The organism is Paenibacillus soyae (assembly GCF_024623455.1).
Classification (GTDB): domain Bacteria; phylum Bacillota; class Bacilli; order Paenibacillales; family Paenibacillaceae; genus Pristimantibacillus; species Pristimantibacillus soyae.
Genome location: NZ_JANIPJ010000008.1, coordinates 137,858 through 161,171, shown reverse-complemented (window position 1 = coordinate 161,171; position 23,314 = coordinate 137,858). Strand labels below are relative to the sequence as shown.

The window sequence follows — 23,314 nt, the reverse complement described above, 5'->3', positions numbered from 1 at the left end:
TAGTTTTTTGAACAACCTCATAAGTTGCAAGTTCAAAAAGTCCGCTTTCAGCACCGAGAAGATTGGATAAAGCTAGAAAGTGAGAAGCGGAGCGTAGTGTTGACTACGTGAGCATCGGAGGTTTCGGCTGAATTCAATATTCGATGTCGAGTAAGCTTCCAGGTATACATCGTGATCAAAGTGGACTTTTTGAACAACCTCTAAGGGCTCAATCGGAGATGGTGCGTCTCCCGTCGAGCCCTTTGCTGTGTTCGCCCGCCCGTTCCCCGGCCGATCCATGCTCGGACTTCGGAACGATCCGGATCCTCGTAATGCGAAGATGCTGCATCTCCTCGATATGAAACTCGTATTTGCCATCGTAATATACGGATTGTCCTTTGGCCGGGGGAAATTCGATGCGGGAGTAGATCCACCCCCCGATCGTATCGTAATCGTCCGTGTCGATCGCGGTGCCGAAGAAGCCATTCACCTCTTCGATCAGCATCAGGCCGCTGACGCTGAAGGTTCCGTCTTCGTTTTTCAATATCGAAGCGATATCGGGGTCGAATTCGTCCTTAATGTCGCCGACGATCTCTTCCATAATATCCTCCAGCGTGACCAAGCCGGAGGTGCCCCCGTATTCGTCTATCAATATCGCGATCTGCGTTTTTTTCTTCTGCATCAGCTTGAGCAAGGCGCTGATTGGGATCGAATCCGGAACCGATGTGACCGGCCGGGTTAATTCCACGATGCTTTCCGCCGTTCTGGCCGAGGCTTTAAGGAGGTCCTTAATATGGACGAAGCCGATGATATTGTCTTTGTCCGTCTCGCATACGGGATACCTGGTTCGCATATATTCGATCGCGATCGTTTTGTTCGCCTGAAGAGACAGTCCGGAATGCAAGCAGATCATCTCGGTGCGAGGAATCATGATCTCCTTGGCCGTCGTCTCGGCGAATTCGAAAATATTGTCCACGAGCGTCAGCTCCGTCTGGTCGATATGGCCGCTTCTGTGGCTTTCTTTGAGCATATCCCGCAAATCCTCTTCCGTATGCGCAGCTTCATTGGCAGTTACGGGCACGATTCCGAGCATGGAGAGCAAACGCGACGCGATCAGGTCGACGAGCCACACGACCGGCAGACAGAGCAGATAGAGCAGATGAAGGGGTTTGGCGGCCGCGATCGCGGTCCTCTCGGCCCTGCGCCTGGCGACCGATCTTGGCACGAGCTCGCCTAAGAAGAGATGAAGGATAACGATACTGGAAAAGGAGAGGAGGAAAGCGATCAGACCGGGGATGGGAGCGGTTAACGACCATGTTGAAGCCATCCAAGGCGCAAGCTGACGCGAAGCCGCGGCCGCCCCGATCCATCCGAGACCAATGGATGCGGCGGTTACTCCGAGCTGGCAAAGGGTCATATACAGATTCAGCCGGTCCAATATGATTTTTGCCCGCCTCGCTTTGGTCCCGCCGGATTTGGCCAGCTGCTCGAGCCGATGGATCCTTGCCATAGTAAGAGCATGCTGCGCCGCCACAAAAAATCCGTTCAAGCCGACAAGTAACACAACCAACGTAAGCGAAAAGCCAATCGGCATATATTCCCCCAACGCCCCCTGCCAATCGCCGCGCTTCCGGCTGCTGCGACGGCAGGCGCACCTCCCTTTTGCGGACAAGCTTACCGGAAGCTCTGCGTTCTTTACATAAATTGTATTCGAGAGAGCTTAACCGTTATGCGGGAGAAAGTCATGAAACGTTCAAATCTCCGCAACGATATGTTCTAAGATTGGAAAGCGGCCTCTTCTCATAATCTGATATAATGCAGACAGAGCGGTTCACTAACACACATGGAGGAATAACCGATATGAAACGTCTTATGCTCATTCTCATCGCGGCAATGGTCTGCGTGTTTCCCGCGACGGCCATGGCCCATTCCAAGCTCGAAAGCGCCACTCCGGCCGTCAGTTCCAAGGTCGACGCTTCGCCGCAAACCATCGAAATGGTATTCAACACAAAAATAGAAAAAATTAGCAATTTCAAATTGTTTAACGAAGCTGGTCAAGAGATCGAAACCGGAGATTCCAATGTCAATGGCGATACCATGACCGGTACCGTTCCAACGCCTCTGGAGAATGGCGCTTATACCGTCAAATGGACCATTATCGGCGCCGACAGCCATGCCGTCGAAGGCGAATATTCCTTTACCGTGGAAGCGCCCGTCGCGCCTTCCGAAGCACCTTCTCAGGCCCCGTCCGCCGAACCAACCGTTGCTCCATCCCCCGAAGCTTCGGTTACACCGGCGCCGTCGGAAGCGGCGAGCGAACCGGAATCGGAAGAAGATCCGCTCAAAAGCCTGACTTCCTCGCCACTGGCGGCCGTTGTAGGCATCGCGGCAGTCGGTGCGGTGCTTGTCATCATGCTTAGGAGACGCAAGCCATGACGTACGTAAGCGAAGGTCTGCTCTATGTATGCTTCGCGATATTGACGGGCTCGCTGCTGCTCCGTATCGTACCCAAGCGCAGCAAGCCTGCCATTCACGTTCCGGACGCCTTGCTGCTCGCTTGCGCGATCGCCATCCCGCTGCTGTCTTTCGTGCCCGTTCATCAGCTCGCGAGTTTGTACGCGAAGGACTTCGACCTCTCCTATAGCGAAATGCTGAAGAGCATCCTGCTGGATGTCAACGTCGGCAAAGCGTGGATATGGACCGCGCTCGGCTCGGTCGGACTCGCGGTGCTGCTGGGAGTCAAAGCCTTCCGCGACGACAAGCACATGCCTAAGGTAGCCATGTTCGTGACCTTGCTGCTCATCGTCTGGCTCGGATACGCGAGCCACGCTTCTTCTTTGAGCTCGCTCAAAGGGTTAGTCGTGCATAGCACTCATTTTCTGGCCTTCTCGATTTGGATCGGCATATTGTTCGTCGCGGGCTGGTTCAGCCGCAGCGATGATAACTGGCCCGCGTTCCTGCGCTGGTTCTCGCCCGTAGCGATCGTCTGCGTTACCGTCACTTTGCTGGCCGGCATTACGCTGATGACGTTCACGACGCCGGAATACGTGAATTCCTGGATGCTCCCTTACGGCCAGGCGCTGCTCGTCAAACATTTGCTGATCGTTCCGCTGCTGCTCTTCGCTTATACGAACGGCTTCTTATACAAGTCGATTGCCGCAAAGCGTTCCGATTTCAAGCCGATGAAATGGCTTCGAGTCGAAGGCGGTTTTGCCCTGCTCGTGCTCGCGGCTACCGCCTTTCTGGGACAGCAGGCTCCGCCGCACACGGTGAAGGAGACGCTGCAGACAACATCGCCATCTCCATTGTTTACCTGGTTATACAAAGACTCGTTCAGTCCCGATCTTTCATTGCGGCTTTCGTTCCAAATGGAAAGCCTGCTCATGCTCGCGGCCGCGGCGCTCGTCGCGATCGGCGCCGTGTGGACGTTCCGTCTGAACCGGCTGCTGCCGGCGTTCCTGCTCGGGGTGCTGGTAACCGTATTTGCTTATTTCGGCCTCATGTTTGCGGTCGCATAAGCCTTCGAATTTTCACCTAACAACAAAACCAGCAGCGTCACCTTAAGCGACGCTGCTGGTTTTGTTTGATTTTATCCTCCATCCCCTGCTCCGTTGCCTTGTAGAAGGCCGCATGGGCAAGCGAATCGGGCAAATACTGCTGCTTCACGTAATGATTCGGGTAGTCGTGCGGGTACTTGTACCCCTCATGCCCGAGCTGCGCCGCACCCTTGTAGTGGGTGTCGCGGAGATGGAGTGGGACCTCCAAATTGCCGCTCCGCTCGATGGCAGCCATTGCATTGCCGATCGCGATCGCCGTGGCGTTCGACTTCGGGCTTTCGACGGCGAATAATATAGCCTGGGAAATATTATATTTGGCCTCCGGCCATCCAATCTTATGATAGGCGTCCATCGCCGTCACGGCTTGCACCATCGCCTGCGGATTCGCGAGCCCGATATCCTCGCTGCACGCGACGATTAGCCGGCGCAGGAACGTCATCGGATCCATGCCGAGCCGCTCGACCGCGTACAAGAACCAGAACAGAGCGGCGTCGCTGGAGCCGCGCACGCTCTTATGGAATGCGGACAACACGTCGTACTGCGTCGAGAGGTCCGCGCGGATGGAAGGCTTGCGCACCGACTCCTGCGCAACCTCCAGCGTGATACGGACGCTTCCGTCCGGCTCGGACGGCGTTGTCACCGCCGCCAGCTCCAGCGCGTTCAGCGAGCGCCTAATGTCGCCGCCCGACATCGCGGCGATATGAGCCAGCGCCTCCTCCTCGACATGCAGCTTCATGAAGCCGAGCCCGCGCCCCGCATCGGCGATCGCCCTGCGCATCGCTTCGAGCGAATGCTTCTCCTCCAGCGCTTCCAGCTGGAATAACGTCGATCTCGACAGCAACGCTCCATTCACGTGATGGAACGGATTCTCGGTCTTATATGCACGGTAATGAGAGAAATAATACATGGGGGGCGATGTCGCTTCTTATAACGCCTGTAATCTCTAAGATTAGTGAGCATTTGATTTATACTCCATTTATTCATGATGAGAAATAATAATTTAAAACATTATATTCACGCCTTAGAAAGAATCCTTTTTTTGAGAATAAGGATTGATACCTTATTAATTAGTTTTTATAATAATCTTATATGCCAATTTGTGACCGGAGGATAAATCTTTGCATCCGAATAAACGGTATACTTTTGTGACTAGAGAAGTAAAAGTACTGCACAATAACCGATTGAGAAGTTATATGACTATTGCTATACAAGACAAGAAGACTTTGTTTTTAGTTACACACCCAGTGACAGAGTTCATACGATCCAGATACGCTGAGGGCAGCAACAACAATACGCAAAAAGCTCCAGCTGAAGCAATCAAGCGTTTCCTAAATTGGCTGCTGATTGAAATGTGTGATGAATACGGACTGCAATCCTTCGAAGACTTGAGGATACATCATGGGAGAGATTATTTAGAATACCTGGGAATGGCGAGAAACAACAAGCGGTCTACTGTAATGGGAGCCGACCGTTATCTAACTGAATTTTACTATTTTCTATATAGAAAGAAGATCCTGCCTGAATCCATGAAGGTTCGACTTAAGACGAATATGGCTGGGAAAGAGATTCCTGTTTCCCCCTTTATTGAAGAGGGACTTGCGCTTCCAGAGGAGGACAACGCTGAGATGAGCAAGATCACTGATTTCCCTGATTTAAGCCTCATTCAACTTTTTGTGGACACTGCAATGGAGATTGCACCGGACATTGCTTTTGGAATCTATTTGCAAATTTTTGGCGGATTAAGAAAAGGCGAGGTCGTTAATCTGAATCGAGCGAGCATCCATGCAAAGGGGAACTTTGGAAGTAAGGGAATGAAAGTAGTAATCAATGATAGGCCAGAGTTATTTAACCATCTGTCGGATCTCAGTAAGAGTCAAGTAAAAAACCCACGGACACAACCAATACAAGTAATCGTTACCTTACCAATTATCTACAAGCAATTGCTTGCTCGTCTTGATAAAGCAAAATGCAATCACAAATTGCAACCTATTTTTCTTGACCAAAATAATAACCCTATGAGCGGAGCTGTCTATGAAAGAAGATTTCAAAAGGTGAAAAAGGCATTTATAAAAAAACTTATTAAGATGCGTTCTCCTTACCTTTCAACCATTCAAAAGTACAACTGGAGCACTCATATTGGCCGAGGAATATATACAAATTTGATGGCACGTGTTGTAAAATCCCCAATGGAATTAGCATTATTACGTGGAGACAAGTCACTGGATGCAGCCTTGGAATATATGTCTCTAATGAGAGTTACCAATGAAGTTCAACAGGGTCTTGAAGATATGTATAGCAGCTCACATAAAGAGAAGCTAAAAGTAGCGTACTCCAAAGAATTCTGCAATCCCGATTCTTCTCAAAGCAATCAGGAACGTGAACAATTGAACAATAATATTATAGTCCACATTTAAAGGAAGGTACAATGGCAGAAAATCGTCCTCTTCATGTCGTGCTTCGTGAGCTTGGTTGGTCCTACCAGAAGATAAAGCGATTGTTTCGTGATGGAATCATTAGCCCAATTGAATCTCAAAGTGGCACTTTAATTCCAGTCAATCAATTAGAACATTATTTACTTTTCGAAAAAGAGTTACTTGAACATTTCAGTCCAGCGAGAACGACATTAAAAAATCATTTCGGATACCACGGTTCTAGCTCGCACAATATTCTTTATTCTCTAAGGGATCAAGGATTTATAGTTTTAAAGGAACTACCCTACAAGGTGAATTCTCATAAACTATGGGTATCAAAACAATCATTATCCTTGTTTAGTCAGTTATTGGAGACGGAATACATAGAGTTTAAAGATGCATTGATCGAGTTCAACCTGAGTAAAAATCAGCTCACGTATCGTATTTCGAAAGAGCAAATCCCTACAATTACATTAGGCAAGAAATACTTCATACTGAAAAATAACCTTAAAATTCACTCTGTCGATCGGATTACCGCAGATGAAGTCGTCCAACTATTGCATCTCCCTAAAAATTTCTTTCAATACTACGGTTATTCTGGCATCTTTCAAGATGTAATCGGTTCTGACCATGCAACCAAATATTTTGCCCTCGAGGAAGTTATACGTGTTCAAAAAGAAATCCACTCATTACGCGACCAATATTACACTCTCGATGAAGCTGAAGCAATCATTCGATCTCATGGTAAATCAGTCGTTATTATCAAAAGTGTGGAATCGATTGCGACTCCGCTCATTGCCAAAAGCTTCGCTCCGAGAACTAAAAAACTTTATCTAAGAACAAGTCTTCATCATCACTTAAATACTTGCGCTGTAAATTCAAAAAAGAATACCAATAAGAATACCATTGATCACCATCTCTACTTGTCCAAACAAGAAACCACTGATCTTACGGGCTGGCACTCAGCTAAGGTTACTCAATTAATAATTAAAGGGCATTTGGAAAAGGTAGCTACAATTGAAGGTTTAAGGGTGACACGTGAATCCGTTTTAGCTTACAAACAATTCGAAAAAAATATTTCAGAACAATATATGACCCCTAATGAGCTAATAATCGACCATCTCGGGTACAAAAAGACTCAGACAAATATTGTGGAAGTGCTCGAACATCAAGGTTTTATAGAAGTCATTGTATTAGATCAACCAATTCAACGATTCAATAAATGGGTCTCTAGAGTTTCGGTCTCAACTTTCTTTGAGCGACTTCATACCGAGTTTGCCACTTTTGATGATGTTGCCAAACAACTACATGTCAGCCCTTTCGAACTACATCTTCGAATAAAAATTAAAAAACTAACAACAATCAAAATTAAAAATACCGTGTATTTGAAAAAAGACGAGTTAACGACTGAATTTCACACCCCAATAACCGAGCTGTTAAAGAAATCCGACTCGCTTTTGTCTAAAACAACTGTGATGCAGACAATGGGCTGGTCGGCTAAAAAAGTAAATCTATTGATTAGAAGCAAACAACTGGATACCGTCAAAGAATCGGGAACGATACTGATAGATTCTTCATCCTTGGCAAAATATGTTGAATTTGAACAAGACATAAAACGGAACTACATTTCCGCACGACAGGCACTTATTCAATACTTTGGTTTTAAAGCAGTAAAATCATTTGACCAACTTTATTCGCTGAAATCTCAAGGCTATATTGAACTACAGGTATTTAATGACTATTCGATAGATGGTTCCACACTGTGGGTTTCAAAATTATCGCTTGAACAGCTGTTCAAGCGAATACAATCTGATTTTACCGAATCCAAAGCACTAATGAACGAGTTACATTGGAGCAAATATCAGCTTCAAAAAAGAATGCTTACAGAATCATGGCTTACTGTGAAAATCAAGGGTTTAATATATATTCATAATGATTCTATAAACAGGCACCGGATCAAGACATATCCGATACACGAAGCATTAAATATGCTCGGGATACCACTAACGGCAACAATTTATAAATGGTATCACATTATCTTTGATTCAGATAAAATCATCGGAAACCAAGTGAAGTTCGTACCAGAATCAGAAATTGTCCGAATTCAGCAAGAAATTCAAACTTATCGTGAGATTTACTACACGAGTAAAGAAACAGTTCAACTTCTAAAGTTGCAAAATATTAGCGATTCTATCTATAGACAAGTTGAGCACATAGAATGTCCCTATATAGCCAAAAGTTTTGCAGGTAATTGCAAGCGATTGTTCTTGAAAACAAGCGTTCATGAATACATGGAAAAAAATAAATATATTCGCTTGAATAATTCGTTAAACAATCTTAATGGAACTCACCTTATATTCAGCAATACAGTTGAGTATGTTAGGCATCATATTTCGGAATATCATTGTAATCCAAGTCATACTGAAACCAAGAAACTCATAGAACAGTTTGCAGTCCGAAAACTCACTTTGTCAAAAGCAAGTGTCCTATCCAAAGAAAAATCTGCTCGGGAGCTTGTAATATTCACTCATACCTTGTTTTCTTTGCTTCCAATGAAAGAAATTTTCATGATGGAAACTGATGAAGTTCGGTCTTTCATTGAGACGGATGAAAGAATTAAAATCAAATGTACGTTTTACGAGTTTTTAAAGTTTTGCAAGGAGAAGCATATTTGTAAATATGAAATGAGTTATATTAGGAAGCCATTAAGCACCATTTCATATGAAGAAAAGGATGTATATGACTTTGACCAATTTATCGCAATATATAATTATGCTACTAAAAATCTCAAGTCCCATCAAATCAAAGCGATTGAGAGTAGCAGATACTCATCTACTCATTTATACGTGTTAATGCATCTAAGCAATGCTTGGAGACACAGTGATGTTATGATGACTCCTCCAGTTTACCCTGAGGCTATCGGAATTACAGAAATCCAATGGTTTTTGACTAGTACTCTCACGTTACCTCAAGCGCAGACAATCATTAATCAACTTCAAAATTTTAAATTAGTGATTAGTAAAACCGGGATGAGACGACATTTTTTTTGCAACAAAGATTTGGTTATACCGATTGCTACTGCAATGGTGATTGCCGAGTTTCACCGAAAAAAACTCAACCGACCATACTTAATTAATTTTAGATCAAACAATAATAGAGTCCCCGAAAGCGCGTTAGAGGAGTTTTTCGAGAATGGGTTAGCCAATGACCAAAGCTCTGTTAAGTTCAGCAGTCTAAAAATGAATCGTTCATTAATGACACACCTTTTTTACTCCATTCAGCAGAAAGAAGGGAAAGGAAACTCTGCTTTTGAGTTAGTTCAAAAACTTCGAAATCACGTGACAGACATAACGAAGGAATATGTTCTTCATGACATTGAAAAAATTTCAGATGTTTCCATGCAAATGTTTGAACGCGGCGAATTTGGATATATCTATGATCAATTGCTTGACGTCTTAAGTGAGGAAGAATTATCTTCTCAGTCGCTGCAAGACCGAACCTCGGCCATTATAAAATTAAAACAGAGATATTTGCCTCATCAAGTAGAATCCCTATCCGATTTCCTTGATACAATGGAATTGGAAAAAAAGACGATCATTATGCAAATTCAAAATATGAGCAAAGAGCACGCTTTTGAATACATTAGAAAATTATATTTAGGTGAAATGCCTAGTAAACTCGAGGGAATCCAATGTTTTTCTTTCCCAAAATGTCACCGCCCTAGTGCTGAATTTAAATGTAGTAGTTGCCCATTTGCGATTCCGAATATATATGCCCTAACCGCTTTATCGAATGATATAAAAGTCCGAATTCAAAAATATAACTCGACAATAAAATCAGGTGCGAAACGCAAAGAGTTTGTTCTGCTTCAACGTACATTAGATCTACTCTTTCAGGCACTGGAAGAATTTGAAGAAGAGTTTGTTTGGTCTTTCATACCAGGTGGGGAAGAATTCATTGAATCCCAACTTGCAGCAATAGAGGAGGTTTAAAATGGATGGTCTCATCGGCCCAAAGACAGCATCAACGATATAAAATTGAAATTGATGAAACCTCCGAATCCTTATACAAGGGAAAAGCAAGTATAATAGAAGCGAAATCTTTTTTTCAGAGGTTAAAAGCAGAGGGTCTGATTATTGGAGGCTCATTTGATAGCGAAGTTTGGATTCTAAAGCCAAATGCTCATCGGCAAAAACTAACTATTAAGTTTTCTTTGGAATCCGTTCATACAATCGTTCGTACTTCAAAAACAACAACTGCCGTAAATACTTTGAAATGTTGGGCACTAGAAAAATTAATTGTGCTTGAACCCGTTACCGTTCAGCAATACGTTCATATTTTAAATAAAACTATAGATCTGACCAATAGCTTCGAGGAAGCTGCGCTAGATAGCTTAATCGACCACATAAGCAATCTAGAAAGCGAAACAGCAAAAGAAAGAATCCTGAGAACAACTCTCAACTTTCTTGACTATAGTGATCTTCCATTTCGAGAGGAATATTTAATTGAGTTGCGAATCATACGGAATAAATTCCGACTACCGAGAAACGTTCGGACTCTTCCGAATTATCCCGATGTTTTGAAGTTTCATTTGATATTAGAGTATTTCAGCAAGATTTGGAATGATAAAGAAAAATTTGTCTATTTCCCTATCTTGCTTTGGTGGAAGATAACGAATATTATACCTTTACGGCCTGCGGAGTTTTGCGATATCTCGCGGGATTGTCTCTATATAAAAGATGAAATCAGTTATATTAAACTTCCAAGGAAGAAGCAAAAAGGAACTCACAAGAAAGTTGAGGTTATAGACTCGGTTGCCATTAATACGTCCACTTACAAATTAATTAAAGAATATATATCACTCACTGAAGAATTCGGTACCACAGAAACATTAATTCATTACAATGCGACAGGCTCTTTTTTAAAAAAGAATTCTTGGAACATTAATCGTAATCCTCTTGTGTTCCATTATGATAATTTGTCCGTCTTGCTCGAAAAATTTTATGATGAAATTATTGGTATTAAATTTGAAATTACTAACTTGGACAGAATTACTCCGAATGATACGCGTCACTTTGCATTTTGTAACTTAATGCTTCAAGGAATGAACGCCTTAACGATTGCAAGACTAGGTGGTCATCGTAATATAGAATCCCAATATCATTATCAACAACATATGGATTATTTTACAGCATCCAAGGTTTTCCATCTAACCAAGACGATTCAGCTTAAGAAGTTTTCGGAATTTCATGAAGTCGTATCCAATATTGAATTGGAACAAGCAAAAACAAATGCTTTACGGAGCAAACAAAGTTTTGACTTCATAGAAGAAATGGATATTGGTAACTGCACCGATCCAAACAAAAACTGTGAATCAGAGTACTGCCAATTTTGTCAGAAATGGTGGATTTCATTAGAGGAACTACATGCCAATGAGATGAAGTTAAGAGACATAAGCGAACTTAAGAAACAGCAGATTAAAGTTCGACTCGAAACAATGGAACGTCTGAGAAAGGATATGGATTACGACTATAAAACGAATTCTTTCCCTCCTTTCGAGCAAGAACTACTCACCAAAGAATCAAAGTTATTAAATGGAGATATTCACGATCTAGCAAAGTTGCAATCTTACTTAGAAATAATCTAATATGTCACAGAGAGGCATAGCAAAATGACAAACGAATACACTACTAACGCTCCTCCCCAATCAAAAATGGGCAGGCCAGCAAAATATAAAAATTCGGAAACGGAACAACAACTACAAAATTTAGTTTATGAGTATAAGACGCTTCACCCATTCTCCGGCCTCCTCCGAATTTCGCATATGGTACGATTTAGTGAACGAATGCATATGGAAAATCCGGAGAAATACCCCATAGCCTTCAGTAAGGATGTATGGGGGAGTTACGGTAGAAAATACATTGAGCAAGCCAACGAACCTCTCCCTTCAACCCTTTCGAAAGAAGTAGCCTTGGATTTCGAAGTACCGAACATTACTGATTTAACTTTGAAGTACCATCACAACCTCGGGAAACTTCTGGAGTATTTACAACCGATTGAAGTTATGCTTCATGAAAGCCTCTCTAGAGAACAACAGCTAAAATCTAGTGTAACCGAGTTATCAGAAGAGCTAAACCAATCAAAAAATAGGATAAAAGAACTGTCGGAAACTATCAAGTTGTACGAGAAATTTACGCTTGAAATGGCTCAAAACAGTTATATAACAGAATATCAAAAAAAATATGGACTAGTAAACCAAATCGCTATTCAAGCGAATGAACGAAACCAACAAGCTATGACAAACTTGACCAACTTGGGGTCATTATTTCCTGACTCAAATGAAAATACAGGATTTAATACTTCCCAAAACAAGAAAGAAACAACAGTACTAAAAAGTTGGCGAGAACGTAGAAGTCAGCACAAAGAAAACTCCGAGTAGAGCTAATCATAATTTTTTTTACTATACCATATATAAGTAGGCGGTAATTATGGACTTATTTGACCTTAATCTTCAAGATTCAAATTTCAGCTACAAGCCATTGTCCGAGAAGTTCCGTCCTCAACATTTGGATGACTTGATCGGGCAGCGTCATTTGATTGCAAAAGGAAAGTTACTTCGAAGTTTAATTGAACAGGACAAAGTAACATCTATGATTTTACAGGGACCTCCATCTTCAGGGAAAACTAGCTTGGCGATCGTTATAAATAATCACACCGCTTCAGAATTTATCAAGCTAAACGCCGTTTCATTGAGTGTTTCAGAATTACGAGATGTATTCACCATAGCACTGGATAATTTGAAACTCTATAATAAAAAAACGATTGTTTTCATTGATGAGATTCATTCCATGAGAACAAATGTTCAGGAAGCCCTTTTGCCCGTTGTTGAGAACGGCACTATTACACTCATCGGAGCCACGACGGAATCCATCCAGCACGATTTGATTCCCCCCTTAGTCTCCCGTTGCCGAGTGTACAAACTGGAAGCCTTGGATAATCAAGACATAAAAGAATTAATACTTCGTGCGCTTAAGGATGAAATTCGAGGATTAGGGAATATGAAGCTCTCAATTGCTACCGATGCCATAGAGTATTTGTCCGACGTTAGCAACGGCGATATACGAAATGCCTTAAATGCATTGGAGAACGCTGCTTATCTTGCCTCAATAGGTAATGAAATCACCTTAACGATGGTCCAACAAGCCTTTCAGGAGAGAATTAACAGCATAAATAAGACTGATATGTACAACCTGACATCGGCTTTCTGCAAAAGCATTCGTGGTGGCCAAACGGATGCAGCCCTGTACTGGATGGCAAGATTACTCGACTCAGGAGTCGATCCTATTTATATAGCTAGAAGGATCGTTGTTCATTCCAGTGAAGATATTGGGATGGCAAACCCCCATGCGCTCCAAATCGCGTTAAGCGCCAAGGATGCTGTCCATTTTCTCGGGATGCCGGAAGGTCGCATCCCTCTTGCGCAAGCTGTCATCTACTTATGCGAAAGTCCTAAATCAAACTCCGCTTACAAAGCGATCGCTCGTGCTTTCGAGACTGTTAAAAACCATAAGTCCTATCCCGTTCCTGAATCCATTCGGGATGGATCGAGAATATATGAAAATCCAATCGATCTGCAGAGAGATAACAATACGTATTTACCGGAACAACTTACGGGGCTCTCATTGTACAAGCCGCAGGATAGTGGGGTTGAGTCGAAGATTTATCTAAAACATAGTCGTTTGAATTAATCAACATCCTTATCATTAGGAGACGACTCTCTAAAAGTGCTTACCAATTAGATATTCTAATAAAATTAACCGTCCCATAGTCTGTATATCAATTCGCATAATAATTTGGATCTTTGATGTCTTCCTTAAGTGGGAGGACAGGGCGAGGTAACCGCATGATATAAGTAAAGCCCGATGACCAAGAACACTTGGCAATCGGGCTTTCTACCGCAAAGCGAAATACTTCTATCACCTTCATAGAATGTATTCGACATTCATAATTGCTCTTGCTGCAAACGACGATCTATTACTTGGATATCAGCACCTTATCTACAATAAACGAATTCCCGCTTTGCGGCGCGTCCTCCCACAAGTAGAAGCTGATGGAATTGATTTGGGCCGTCGACAATCCGTTTGTCGCTCCCCAATAACCGTCAGCCCCAGACGTTTGGGCAGGCGAAGCGCCGAAGCTGTCCATCGTAATGGTGCGAGAAGCATTGGCATTTACGGTAAAATAAAACGTTCTCAGCTGTCCATTGTTATCCAGCACGTTGCATCGGAGCTGTATCGGCAGTGCGGTTGGGTTGGTCACATCTGCCGTGATGGATGGCGCAGCTCCCAGATTCCATGGCGAAGCAGGTTTGAACTCTACTCCGGCATACACCGTATCGAGAGTGCCTACATTGACCTTCATAGCGCGAACACCATCGGTTGCGCCTTGTGACACATATTGAATAGTCGCTTGATTATAAGCGCTGATCAGGGATAGATTCTCCGAGGCTTCGAAGGATATCTTCGTATTCCCTGTGCTGCCGAATCTTGTGGCATAGGCTTGAGCGTGAACCGTTTTCGCGGCATTGACAAGAGGAGCATACGGAACGTCGGCTACATCTACAAAGCCCAGATTGTAATTTTCGCCGTCCCAATGACGGCCAAGCAGCGGCTCATCCACATATTGGAACCAATGCGCGCCGACAAAATAAGGATTTTTCAAGGCGGCATTCATATAATTCGTAAATTTGGACGCTCGATACTGCTGGCTTGACGCGGCGGATTCCGAGTTCGGACCCGTTCCGAACATACCTCTATCATTGGATCCGAAGGCAAACTCTCCTACAATAGCAGGCTTGTTCAGCGCAGCGATATCCATCCAGCTATGGCCGTTAACAGACTCCTTATAGACGTTGTAGCTCACCACATCCACATATTCCGCGGCAGCCTCTTGAACCTCCTTGCTAATGCCCCATTCCGCAAACCGTGAACCCAGATACAGGGTATTGGGCAACGCTTGGGTCAAGGCGGCATCTACGATGCTGAAATATTTTTTTGCCAGAAGCTTCAGCATCGCTGAATAGTCGGGAAGCATGCCGTTTGAGATTTGCGCCGGCTTGAACGGCGCGTCCATTGCTGAGAAGGAAGCGAATGAAGTGCCCCACTGGGCGTTTAATGCTGCAATGTTGTTGCTGTATTTGGTCTTCAGATGGGCAATCATGGCACGTTTGGCATAGCTTTTGCTGTCAGCAGCATTCATGGCTAACAGGTTGCTGATAAGCAAATATTTGCTCTGTGTAGTAGCAGGACTGCCCCAAGGGATTTCATTATCTACATAAATGCCGATAAGCCACGGGTCCTGCGCGACGCCATACGCAACAATCTGATTCTGCACCATATCGTTGACACTGACCGTGAACTGCGGATCGTACGGGTCGGCAACCCCTCCCCACTCCCCGCTTGGAATGGTAGTGTGGGTTCCCCAGCTCGTCCAGCCATTGGCCACATACGCCAGCTTGTGCTGGGAGCCCTTGCCGAAGAACAGCGTTGGCTCCGACCAATTGCCAAGCGAGTTGAAGCCCCAATTTTTGAAGCGGGCCACGGATACATCCTTCCACTTATTGATATAATCGGTTCCGTATTTGCGTTCCAGGTTCGCGGAATAGTGATTGAACAGCCAGCCCTCGGTTTGTCCCAGCGGCGGGCTGCCTACTGTCGTTGTATAACGGAAGTGCTCGCCGAGTGAGCTGTTTTGGGCCGGAAGGTCCTTGAACATCGCATCCCGTCCCGAGATCCAGGTGTGCATATCATCCAAGCGGACGACGTCCACACCAGTCGAGAAGAATAAGTACCCTTCAGGATCAACCAATGTCCACTTGCCACCATATTGAGCAACCCTGAATCGACCTGTCGCTTGCAGCTTGGGACCGTTCTTCCACCCTCCGTATTGGCTTGTAGCAATGGGCTGTGAACCGTTAAGCGCAAGCGCCTCCTCTGCTTTATCGTTCAAGAGATCCTGGTCACTGTTGATCTTCTCGCTCCAGCTTGCCCCTGAATACTGACCATACTTATCGACAATGCCGTTCAAGTAGCTTAGATTGGAATTGGGGTCCTGGATCACTCTCAAATTGTCAATGACCAGGGCTGTAGCAGTGCTGGGATACATCTGAAAAAATTGCAAGGACACAACATTGGCGGGATTAATAGACTTATCTCCCCATGCATATCCCATCTGTAAGCCGGCAGGATTAGGCGGCAGGAAGCGCATGCCCAAATCCAGCACCGCGGAGTTGAGACTTAGAAAATATTGGTTAGTCGTCCCGGCCTTCGCTACCGCCTGACTAACGATAGAATCCTTCACGCCGTCGGCTTGGGCACTGTCATCCACACGCAGGTAGAATGTAATATCCTTATTACTTACATTCGTCAGCTCGAAGGCAATCGCATTGCCGGAGCCTACACTCCATGGTGTGGCGGGCGCAAACTTCACGGAGGGGAAGTCCGCAACGGCGTAGTTGACCTTGAGCGCCTTAGACCCTGTCGTATTCGTTACAATCTGAAGTGTAGCGTTCGAGCCTGTTACATAAGAGGGGATTACGCCATTATCGAAGTTCAAAGTAGGGAACGGGGTGGCTGCGTTGGCTGTGCCAGGCTGTCCCGCCAGCCCTGCAATCATAGCCAAGGTAAGCAGGCCTGCAAATAGTCGCTTCAAATTTTATTACCTCCCAAATTCATGTGATATGGTTTGCCCGTTATTGTTAAGCTGTCCTCCTCTCCCCTTTACTCGCAATTCTTGGATGCGCTTTCATTGTAAAGGATTGGCATTCTGATCCAATATGAAAATTTTAGCTTTTTTATATGGAAAAACCATGTACAGTTCGTCAAAAGCAATCATGATATAATGGTTCCCGTACGTATTTAGGAGGGGATCATTCTTGCGCGCCGCTATGAGCTTTCGAATTATACTGATCGCTATTTTTTGCTTTCAGATGATCTTGAATATGACCCGCCCCATCGTGACCTTGTACGGAGCCGAGCTCGGCGCTTCTACTCTTGAAATTGGATACTTAACCGCAGCATACGCATTGATTCCATTATTCCTCTCCATCTATGCAGGAAGAATTGCGGACAAGGTCGGGGACCGGCTTCCGGTATTAAGCGGCTTTATCGGAGTTGGGACAGGTATGACCATACCCGCGCTGATTGATTCGCTTTGGGCGCTTTATCTTTCGCAGATTATTGTGGGTATCTCTCATGTTCTCATTGTGCTTTCCTTGCAAAATCTTCTGGGGAATGCTGCTCCCCCGCATAAGCGGGATTACTATTTCAGCATGTTCTCAACCGCCGTTTCGGTGGGAGCGGTGGCTGGACCTGTAGCTGGCGGCTATATGGCGGAGCATATCTCCTATCCGTCCGTCTTTGCAGCTTCTCTAGTATTGTGTATCATTGCGTTCATATTGGCCTGGCGTCTCCAAGCTTCTGGCAAAACAACTGCTCCGGCTGAAGCCACTTTATTATCCTCCCTGGGGCTTCTGAAGATTCCGCAGCTGCGCAAGGCGATGATTTCGAGCGCGCTAGCCTTATACAGCCGCGATATCTTTGTCGCTTATTTCCCCTTGTATGCCCAAGGAATGGATATCTCGGCTTCCTCCATTGGCTGGATATTAACCCTTCAAGGGTTGATGATGGTAGTCGTGCGCTTCTTTCTAACCAAGCTGACGAACGCCTTCGGACGTGATTATGTGTTGATGGCCTCTATCTTCGTCGCCGGCATCTGCTTCCTGCTCCTGCCGATCTGGGATCATATTCTGGTACTCGCGGTGCTGAGCGCTTGTATGGGAGCCGGACTCGGCTGCAGTCAGCCTCTATCCATGACGACGACTTATAATGCGTCTCCGAATTCCCGCACGGGAGAGGTGCTTGGTCTTAGATTAACCGTCAACAGAGCCTCCCAGATCGTGGCTCCTCTCTTCTTCGGCTTGATCGGTTCCTCAGCAGGACTTCTATCCGTATTTATACTTAGCGGGGTATTCCTTGTCGGAGGAACATGGGTTATTAAGCCAAGTAAGAGGCCTAATGTGGAGGAGGCATTATGAAAGAAAGCTTTCTTTATTTCAAGAAAGCGGAGACACCATAGGGGCCTCCGCTTCGCTGAACTGCAGTTGTATGAATTTAAACTAGCTGTGCAGTGATAGCGCTATTCGCTCCAGCAGCTCTGGATAAGCTGAATCATCATCGCCTGCACTCTGCTTTATCGCAAACAACTTTTGCCTCGCTTCTTCAATAAGCTCCTTGTATTCCGGATGTTCATATACATTATTCATCTCATAAGGATCCTGCCGCAAATCATAAAATTCCCATGAAGCCGGGGTTTCCTCATCCAGTGCTCCCGAGGCGTCCAGCGGCAAGCCGTAGAAGAAGATCAGCTTGTATTCTCTCGTCCGCATGCCGAAATGCGCCGGGTTATCATGATGCGTTAGATGCATCCAATAACGATAATAGATGGCGTCCTTCCATTCCATCTGTGACCCGTTCAACAGACCTCTGAAGCTGCTTCCGTCCACTTTGCAAGAATAGTCGGTATTGGCATAATCCAACAATGTCGGTCCGATATCAATATTGCTCACAAGCGACTCCATCACGGTGCCCGGCTCGATCTCCTTTGGATACCGAATGAGGAAAGGCATTTGCAGCGCTTCTTCATAGATCCAGCGTTTGTCGATATAATCATGCTCGCCGAGAAACATCCCTTGATCGGAGGTATAGATAACAATCGTATGCTCCAGTTGACCGCTTTGATCCAGATAGTCCAGCAATCGGCCGACATTGTCATCGATCCCCTTGACGACTCGAAGATAATCCTTCAAATATTTCTGATACGCGGCTTTTGTTCGCTCTTCCGCATCCAGACCCGCGATCTCAAGAGGACCGGTCGGGTACGACGGATCACTCTGCCTCAAGACGGCATTCCGCTTCGGGTTACGCTCTGACACGGACGTACCGAAATCTCGAGAGCCTACCGAACGATGCTGCCGATTCTCCCACAGACTGTCCGGCTCCGGAATGTCTATACCGTCAAACAAGTTCTCATAACGAGGATGATATTCGAAATCGTCATGCGGTGCCTTATGGTGACAATGGAGCATAAAGGGCTTGGATGAATTTCGAGATTCCAGCCACTCCAGACATTTGTCCGTAATAATGTCCGTCACATACCCAGCATGTGTTGTCCCTGTGCTCACATCATGAACATTGGAGATAGACGACCAGTCAAAGCCCGACCTCATAAAGCTGGGATTCCAATACGTTCCCTGCCCAGACAACACATCGTAATGATGGAAGCCCTGCGGCTCGCTGTGCAGATGCCACTTGCCGATAACAGCCGTCTCGTAGCCCGCTTCCTGCATTCTTCGAGGATACGTCTCCAGCTCTGTGCTCAAGCTGTCGCTTAGTGTCTTCACACCGTTATGGTGGGAATACAAACCGGTCAGAATCGTCGCACGACTGGGTGTGCAGATAGCGTTTGTACAGAAGAAATTGCGGAATAGCGCCCCTTCCTTGGCCAGCCTGTCGATGTGGGGAGTCGCACATACCTCTGCCAGCCTGGACCCGTAAGCACTAATGGCATTGGCTGCATGGTCATCTGACATAATAAATAATAGGTTGGGTCGATCATGAGATCCTGTCATATCTATTGTCCTCCGATACATATTGAATGCTAGACAAGAGAATCATGCTGCCAATTGTCTTTGCGGGCTAGACACCACCGTCGGCAGCATCTCGCTGTCCTGTGCCTGTTGGAAGCAACTCTGCATGCTTCAATGCTGAAGCAATCGACCTCTTATTGGAAGTCTCGGAGTGAATAACGATTTCTCCGCGCTTTACCCCTTCCGCTTGAGCAATCAGACGAATGTCGCCGCCTGCTCCGTTGGTCCTCACCAGCACCTGGCAGAGTCCTTGGAAGGCACTACGGCAAGCCGACTTGTCATCCTCATGGCTCTCCGGGTTGCCATTGCCTGTACCCATTAATTGGCCAGGTCCCTCCACAGAAAATGTCATGAGCGTGTCTGCATTCGGAACAATCCGTCCCGCTGCATCTGCAATCGCAGCTTGAATGATACATACATCTTCATGATCTGCTATAAGAACAGTCCTCTCAGAGCTCAGGAGGATCTGGGCCGGCTCACCCGTTGTCGCAACAACCTCCGTCAACACAAGCTGGTTATTCCGGTACCCGCAGGCCATTAATTCACCCGCTTCGTAGGCAACCTGCCATTCGGCATGACCGTGTTCAGGAACAGTGCGTCTTCCTGCACTATTCCCGTTCAAAAATAATTCCACCTCGTCCATATTCGAGAATGCCCATACATCAACCATTTCTCCCTCGCTCCCTGCCCAATTCCAATGCGGGAATAGGTGCAGCACGGGCCGACTCGTCCATCTAGCTTGATAGTAATAATAGATGTCCTTCGGAAAGCCGCACAAATCCATAATCCCGTATCGAGAGATGACACTAGGCCATTCATAAGGGAATGTTTCGCCTCGGTAGTCGAACCCCGTCCATACGAACAATCCCCCTACAAAATCATACTCTTCCGCCGCCTTCCAAGCTTCCTCCGGCTGAGCTCCCCACAATGGATAGGTTTCACCATAGGCGCTCACCAAGCCTTCACGTTTCGGATTGGACCATATGGCAGTTACTTTGCCATGCTCGGAGAGGTTTAGCGAGCAATCGGTGGATGATTTCCTGTAGACCCCCCTTGTCGAGAGCGTCGAAGCATTTTCCGTACCGATAAACGGTTTGTCCGGATATGCCTTGTGAAACTGATTGTAAGCATCCCAATTCCTTCTCATCATATAGTTAAAGCCATGAACGTCGATATGAAAGCCGTTTTCTTCATGATAGCGAGTGATTGGCAGCCAATCGGCATTCATCCCGTAGGTGCATTTACGAGTTGGATCAAGCTTGTGGGCAAGCTTTTGCATTGCGTGCAAAATCCGAACGCCCGATGCCTTTCCTTGAATATTCATTTCTTCATTGCCCAGCGACCATAAGATAATTGATGGATGATTCCTGTCCCTCTGAATGAGACTTGTCAGTTGGCTTAGACCTTCATTCGTCGCATCCGTTTGGCGAACCTCATCAATGACAACCATGCCCAGTCGGTCGCAGGCTTCCAGAATCGATGGAGACGGCGGATTATGCGATGTTCGATACGCATTGCAGCCCATCTCCTTTAATCGGCGAATCCGGAATTCATTAACGGCTGCAGGCACCGCCATGCCGACGCCGGCATGATCCTCGTGGCAGCATACGCCCTTAAGCTTCACCTGCTGACCATTCAGAAGGAAGCCTCGCTCAGCGTCAAACACGATCGTTCGTATTCCGAAGACGGTCTCATACGTATCAACAGCCTCGCCGCCTTTGACGAGTGTACTCTTGAGTGAATAAAGCTCTGGTGAGTCGATGGACCACAATAGAGGCTCTTGAATCACAACAGACTGTGTAAGCGTCATCGTATCATCCGCGGAGATGACAGTAGAGACAACAGACTTACCAGCCGGTTTTCCGTCAGGACCCATAATAATCGAATGCAGCTCGAAGGATATCGCCTGCTCGTAATGGCTAGCAACCTCCGTCTCAATAACAACCAACGCTTTCTCACCATCTGGATCAGGCTTGGCCTTCACGAAAGTTCCCCGTTGCTGGATTCGGAGCGAGTCCGTCAGTACCAATCTGACATCGCGATAGATACCGCCTCCTTCATACCACCAGCCTTCGAATTCACTTGCATCCACCCTGACAGCAACCACGTTCGGCTCCTCGGCGTGCACCACTTCTGTAATGTCATAGGCAAAGCTGGTATACCCGCTTAAATGAGCTCCGACATAATGGCCGTTTACCCAGACAGAGCTATTACGGAAAACGCCATCAAATTCAATGCATATACGTTTCTCCACCGCATCCACTGGCAGCTTAAACGTTCTTCGGTACCAGCCTATTCCCTTCTTTAATGATCCATGAGAAGCAGGAACCTGCGGGTCATACTCCGCATTCTCAAGCACAAAGTCATGCGGAATGTGAACGTCAATCCAATCTGAATCGTCATAGCCCCACTTCGCTACGCCATGATTACCAGATTTAATCCAGTGTGGCTGTCTGTATCTCTCTTTATGTACAGCATCGTAGTTGGTTTCGGTGATGTCGCCGTAACAAAACTTCCAATCCGTGTTCAAGCTCCAAGTCTGTCTCATTCTTCTCCCCCTCTGCTCGTTTCTTTCCTGCCATTATACTGTCTTGCTATTCCCTTTGTAAGCGCTATACTCGACTTCCGATGAGACAATTCCGACTAATGTACAGAGAGAAGATGTTCATTGACAGTATATCGTTTGGTATCCTATTGTTAAGGAATAGACCGCTATTGGAGGCGCTAATATGAAGATGCTAGAGTTCATTATCCCGCCTTTACCGCAGTTTGTTACTGTTGGTCATTCCTGGTGGAAGCAAGGGCAAGCACATTTCCGGCGAAGCTGGAGCCTGTACGATCTTATCATCGTAACCAATGGGACTTTATATATGACGGAAGACGACCAGCCCTATACCATTACGGCGGGCAGTATGCTGCTGCTGGAGCCGGGACGCACCCACTTCGGGCATCTCCCCTGTGAACAAAATACGGAAACCTATTATGTACACTTCAGCCATCCTGTTCCTCCTCGCGAGTTGAATAGCGGCGGCTTCGAATGGATGGAGTCGCTTCAGCAGCCAACGGATGACGATCATAACCCCCGATCACATGCGATGTATCTACCTAAGCATACGGAGGTTGTTTTGCCTCCCCTGCTCCCCATACTGGATCGGATGGTTGAGATTCGCAATCACATTTTTATCCGTAATGCACTGGAGCTCCATAGCCTGACTGCTCAGCTTTTGCTTGAGCTGCAGCAAGTTATCTATCAGACGAGGCCCATGTCGAGGTCATTGGAGCTGTGCACCCGTATGGCGCGATATTTGGAGAACCATATGCAGGAGCCCTTCAGCTCGAAGAAGCTGGAGGATGAGCTGCATTACCATATCGACTATTTAAGCAGATGTCTGAAGAAGCATACAGGTATGACACCGTTGCAATATCAGCAGCATATTCGAATGGAACGAGCCAAACAAATGCTGGCCCATACGATGACCAGTATTCAGGAAATTGCTTATGAGGTGGGCTATGAGCATAGCAGCTATTTCATCCGCATCTTCCGCAGCAAGGAGGGGATCACCCCTGGCGCCTACAGAGAGCGCTTTCTACTCGGAGCTAAATAAATAGCCATGCACAGTCCCACCGACTCGTACATGGCTATTATTAATGATTAATGAAGG

The 23,314-nt window shown here is 45.9% G+C and carries 13 protein-coding genes and 1 pseudogene; 9 read left to right on the top strand and 5 right to left on the bottom strand.

The window, feature by feature from the left end:
- Positions 1 to 208: 208 nt before the first annotated feature.
- Positions 209 to 1,573: a hemolysin family protein gene (locus tag NQZ67_RS13040; protein ID WP_257446165.1), complete on the bottom strand. Its 1,365-nt coding sequence runs from the start codon at positions 1,571 to 1,573 to the stop codon at positions 209 to 211.
- 266 nt (positions 1,574 to 1,839) lie between these two features.
- Here NQZ67_RS13040 and NQZ67_RS13035 point away from each other — a divergent pair, with 266 nt between their 5' ends.
- Positions 1,840 to 2,415: a copper resistance CopC family protein gene (locus NQZ67_RS13035; protein ID WP_257446163.1), complete on the top strand. Its 576-nt coding sequence runs from the start codon at positions 1,840 to 1,842 to the stop codon at positions 2,413 to 2,415.
- The gene (locus tag NQZ67_RS13030; RefSeq protein WP_257446160.1) at positions 2,412 to 3,497 is read left to right on the top strand and encodes a CopD family protein; all 1,086 of its coding nucleotides are present in this window, start codon (positions 2,412 to 2,414) and stop codon (positions 3,495 to 3,497) included. The genes NQZ67_RS13035 and NQZ67_RS13030 overlap by 4 nt, the downstream gene beginning before the upstream one ends.
- 37 nt (positions 3,498 to 3,534) lie before the next feature.
- Here NQZ67_RS13030 and NQZ67_RS13025 read toward each other — a convergent pair.
- A pseudogene (locus NQZ67_RS13025) lies at positions 3,535 to 4,410 on the bottom strand (AAA family ATPase); the annotation flags it as partial.
- Positions 4,411 to 4,654: 244 nt separating this feature from the next.
- Between NQZ67_RS13025 and NQZ67_RS13020 the strand changes: the two are divergent.
- From NQZ67_RS13020 to NQZ67_RS13000, 5 genes are read left to right on the top strand one after another with little or no spacing between them, the layout of a single operon-like run.
- Positions 4,655 to 5,950, top strand: coding sequence for a site-specific integrase (locus NQZ67_RS13020; RefSeq protein WP_257446157.1), 1,296 nt, complete (start codon positions 4,655 to 4,657; stop codon positions 5,948 to 5,950).
- An 11-nt stretch (positions 5,951 to 5,961) separates the two neighbouring features.
- Entirely contained in the window at positions 5,962 to 9,939 is a 3,978-nt protein-coding gene (locus NQZ67_RS13015; protein WP_257446155.1) for an HAD family hydrolase, read from the top strand.
- Positions 9,940 to 9,944: 5 nt separating this feature from the next.
- A complete protein-coding gene (locus tag NQZ67_RS13010) occupies positions 9,945 to 11,594 on the top strand; it encodes a tyrosine-type recombinase/integrase (RefSeq protein ID WP_257446153.1) in 1,650 nt (549 codons plus the stop codon).
- Positions 11,595 to 11,618: 24 nt separating this feature from the next.
- Positions 11,619 to 12,386, top strand: coding sequence for a hypothetical protein (locus NQZ67_RS13005; protein ID WP_257446149.1), 768 nt, complete (start codon positions 11,619 to 11,621; stop codon positions 12,384 to 12,386).
- A 49-nt stretch (positions 12,387 to 12,435) separates the two neighbouring features.
- The gene (locus NQZ67_RS13000) at positions 12,436 to 13,695 is read left to right on the top strand and encodes a replication-associated recombination protein A (protein ID WP_257446146.1); all 1,260 of its coding nucleotides are present in this window, start codon (positions 12,436 to 12,438) and stop codon (positions 13,693 to 13,695) included.
- Positions 13,696 to 13,981: 286 nt separating this feature from the next.
- Here the strand turns inward: NQZ67_RS13000 and NQZ67_RS12995 are convergent, their stop codons facing one another.
- The gene (locus tag NQZ67_RS12995) at positions 13,982 to 16,657 is read right to left on the bottom strand and encodes a hypothetical protein (RefSeq protein WP_257446145.1); all 2,676 of its coding nucleotides are present in this window, start codon (positions 16,655 to 16,657) and stop codon (positions 13,982 to 13,984) included.
- 223 nt (positions 16,658 to 16,880) lie between these two features.
- On the opposite strand from NQZ67_RS12995, the gene NQZ67_RS12990 reads away from it, so the two are divergent.
- Complete coding sequence (locus NQZ67_RS12990; RefSeq protein ID WP_257446143.1) at positions 16,881 to 18,041, top strand: MFS transporter; 1,161 nt, start codon at positions 16,881 to 16,883, stop codon at positions 18,039 to 18,041.
- A gap of 81 nt (positions 18,042 to 18,122) precedes the next feature.
- Here NQZ67_RS12990 and NQZ67_RS12985 read toward each other — a convergent pair whose 3' ends face one another.
- Positions 18,123 to 19,634, bottom strand: a complete 1,512-nt coding sequence (locus tag NQZ67_RS12985) for a sulfatase family protein (protein ID WP_257446141.1) — start codon at positions 19,632 to 19,634, stop codon at positions 18,123 to 18,125.
- A 67-nt stretch (positions 19,635 to 19,701) separates the two neighbouring features.
- On the bottom strand, positions 19,702 to 22,200 hold the full coding sequence (gene galA / locus NQZ67_RS12980) for a beta-galactosidase GalA (RefSeq protein WP_257446139.1): 2,499 nt from the start codon (positions 22,198 to 22,200) through the stop codon (positions 19,702 to 19,704).
- 181 nt (positions 22,201 to 22,381) lie between these two features.
- Between galA and NQZ67_RS12975 the strand changes: the two genes are divergently transcribed.
- Complete coding sequence (locus tag NQZ67_RS12975; RefSeq protein WP_257446137.1) at positions 22,382 to 23,257, top strand: AraC family transcriptional regulator; 876 nt, start codon at positions 22,382 to 22,384, stop codon at positions 23,255 to 23,257.
- Positions 23,258 to 23,314 lie beyond the last annotated feature (57 nt).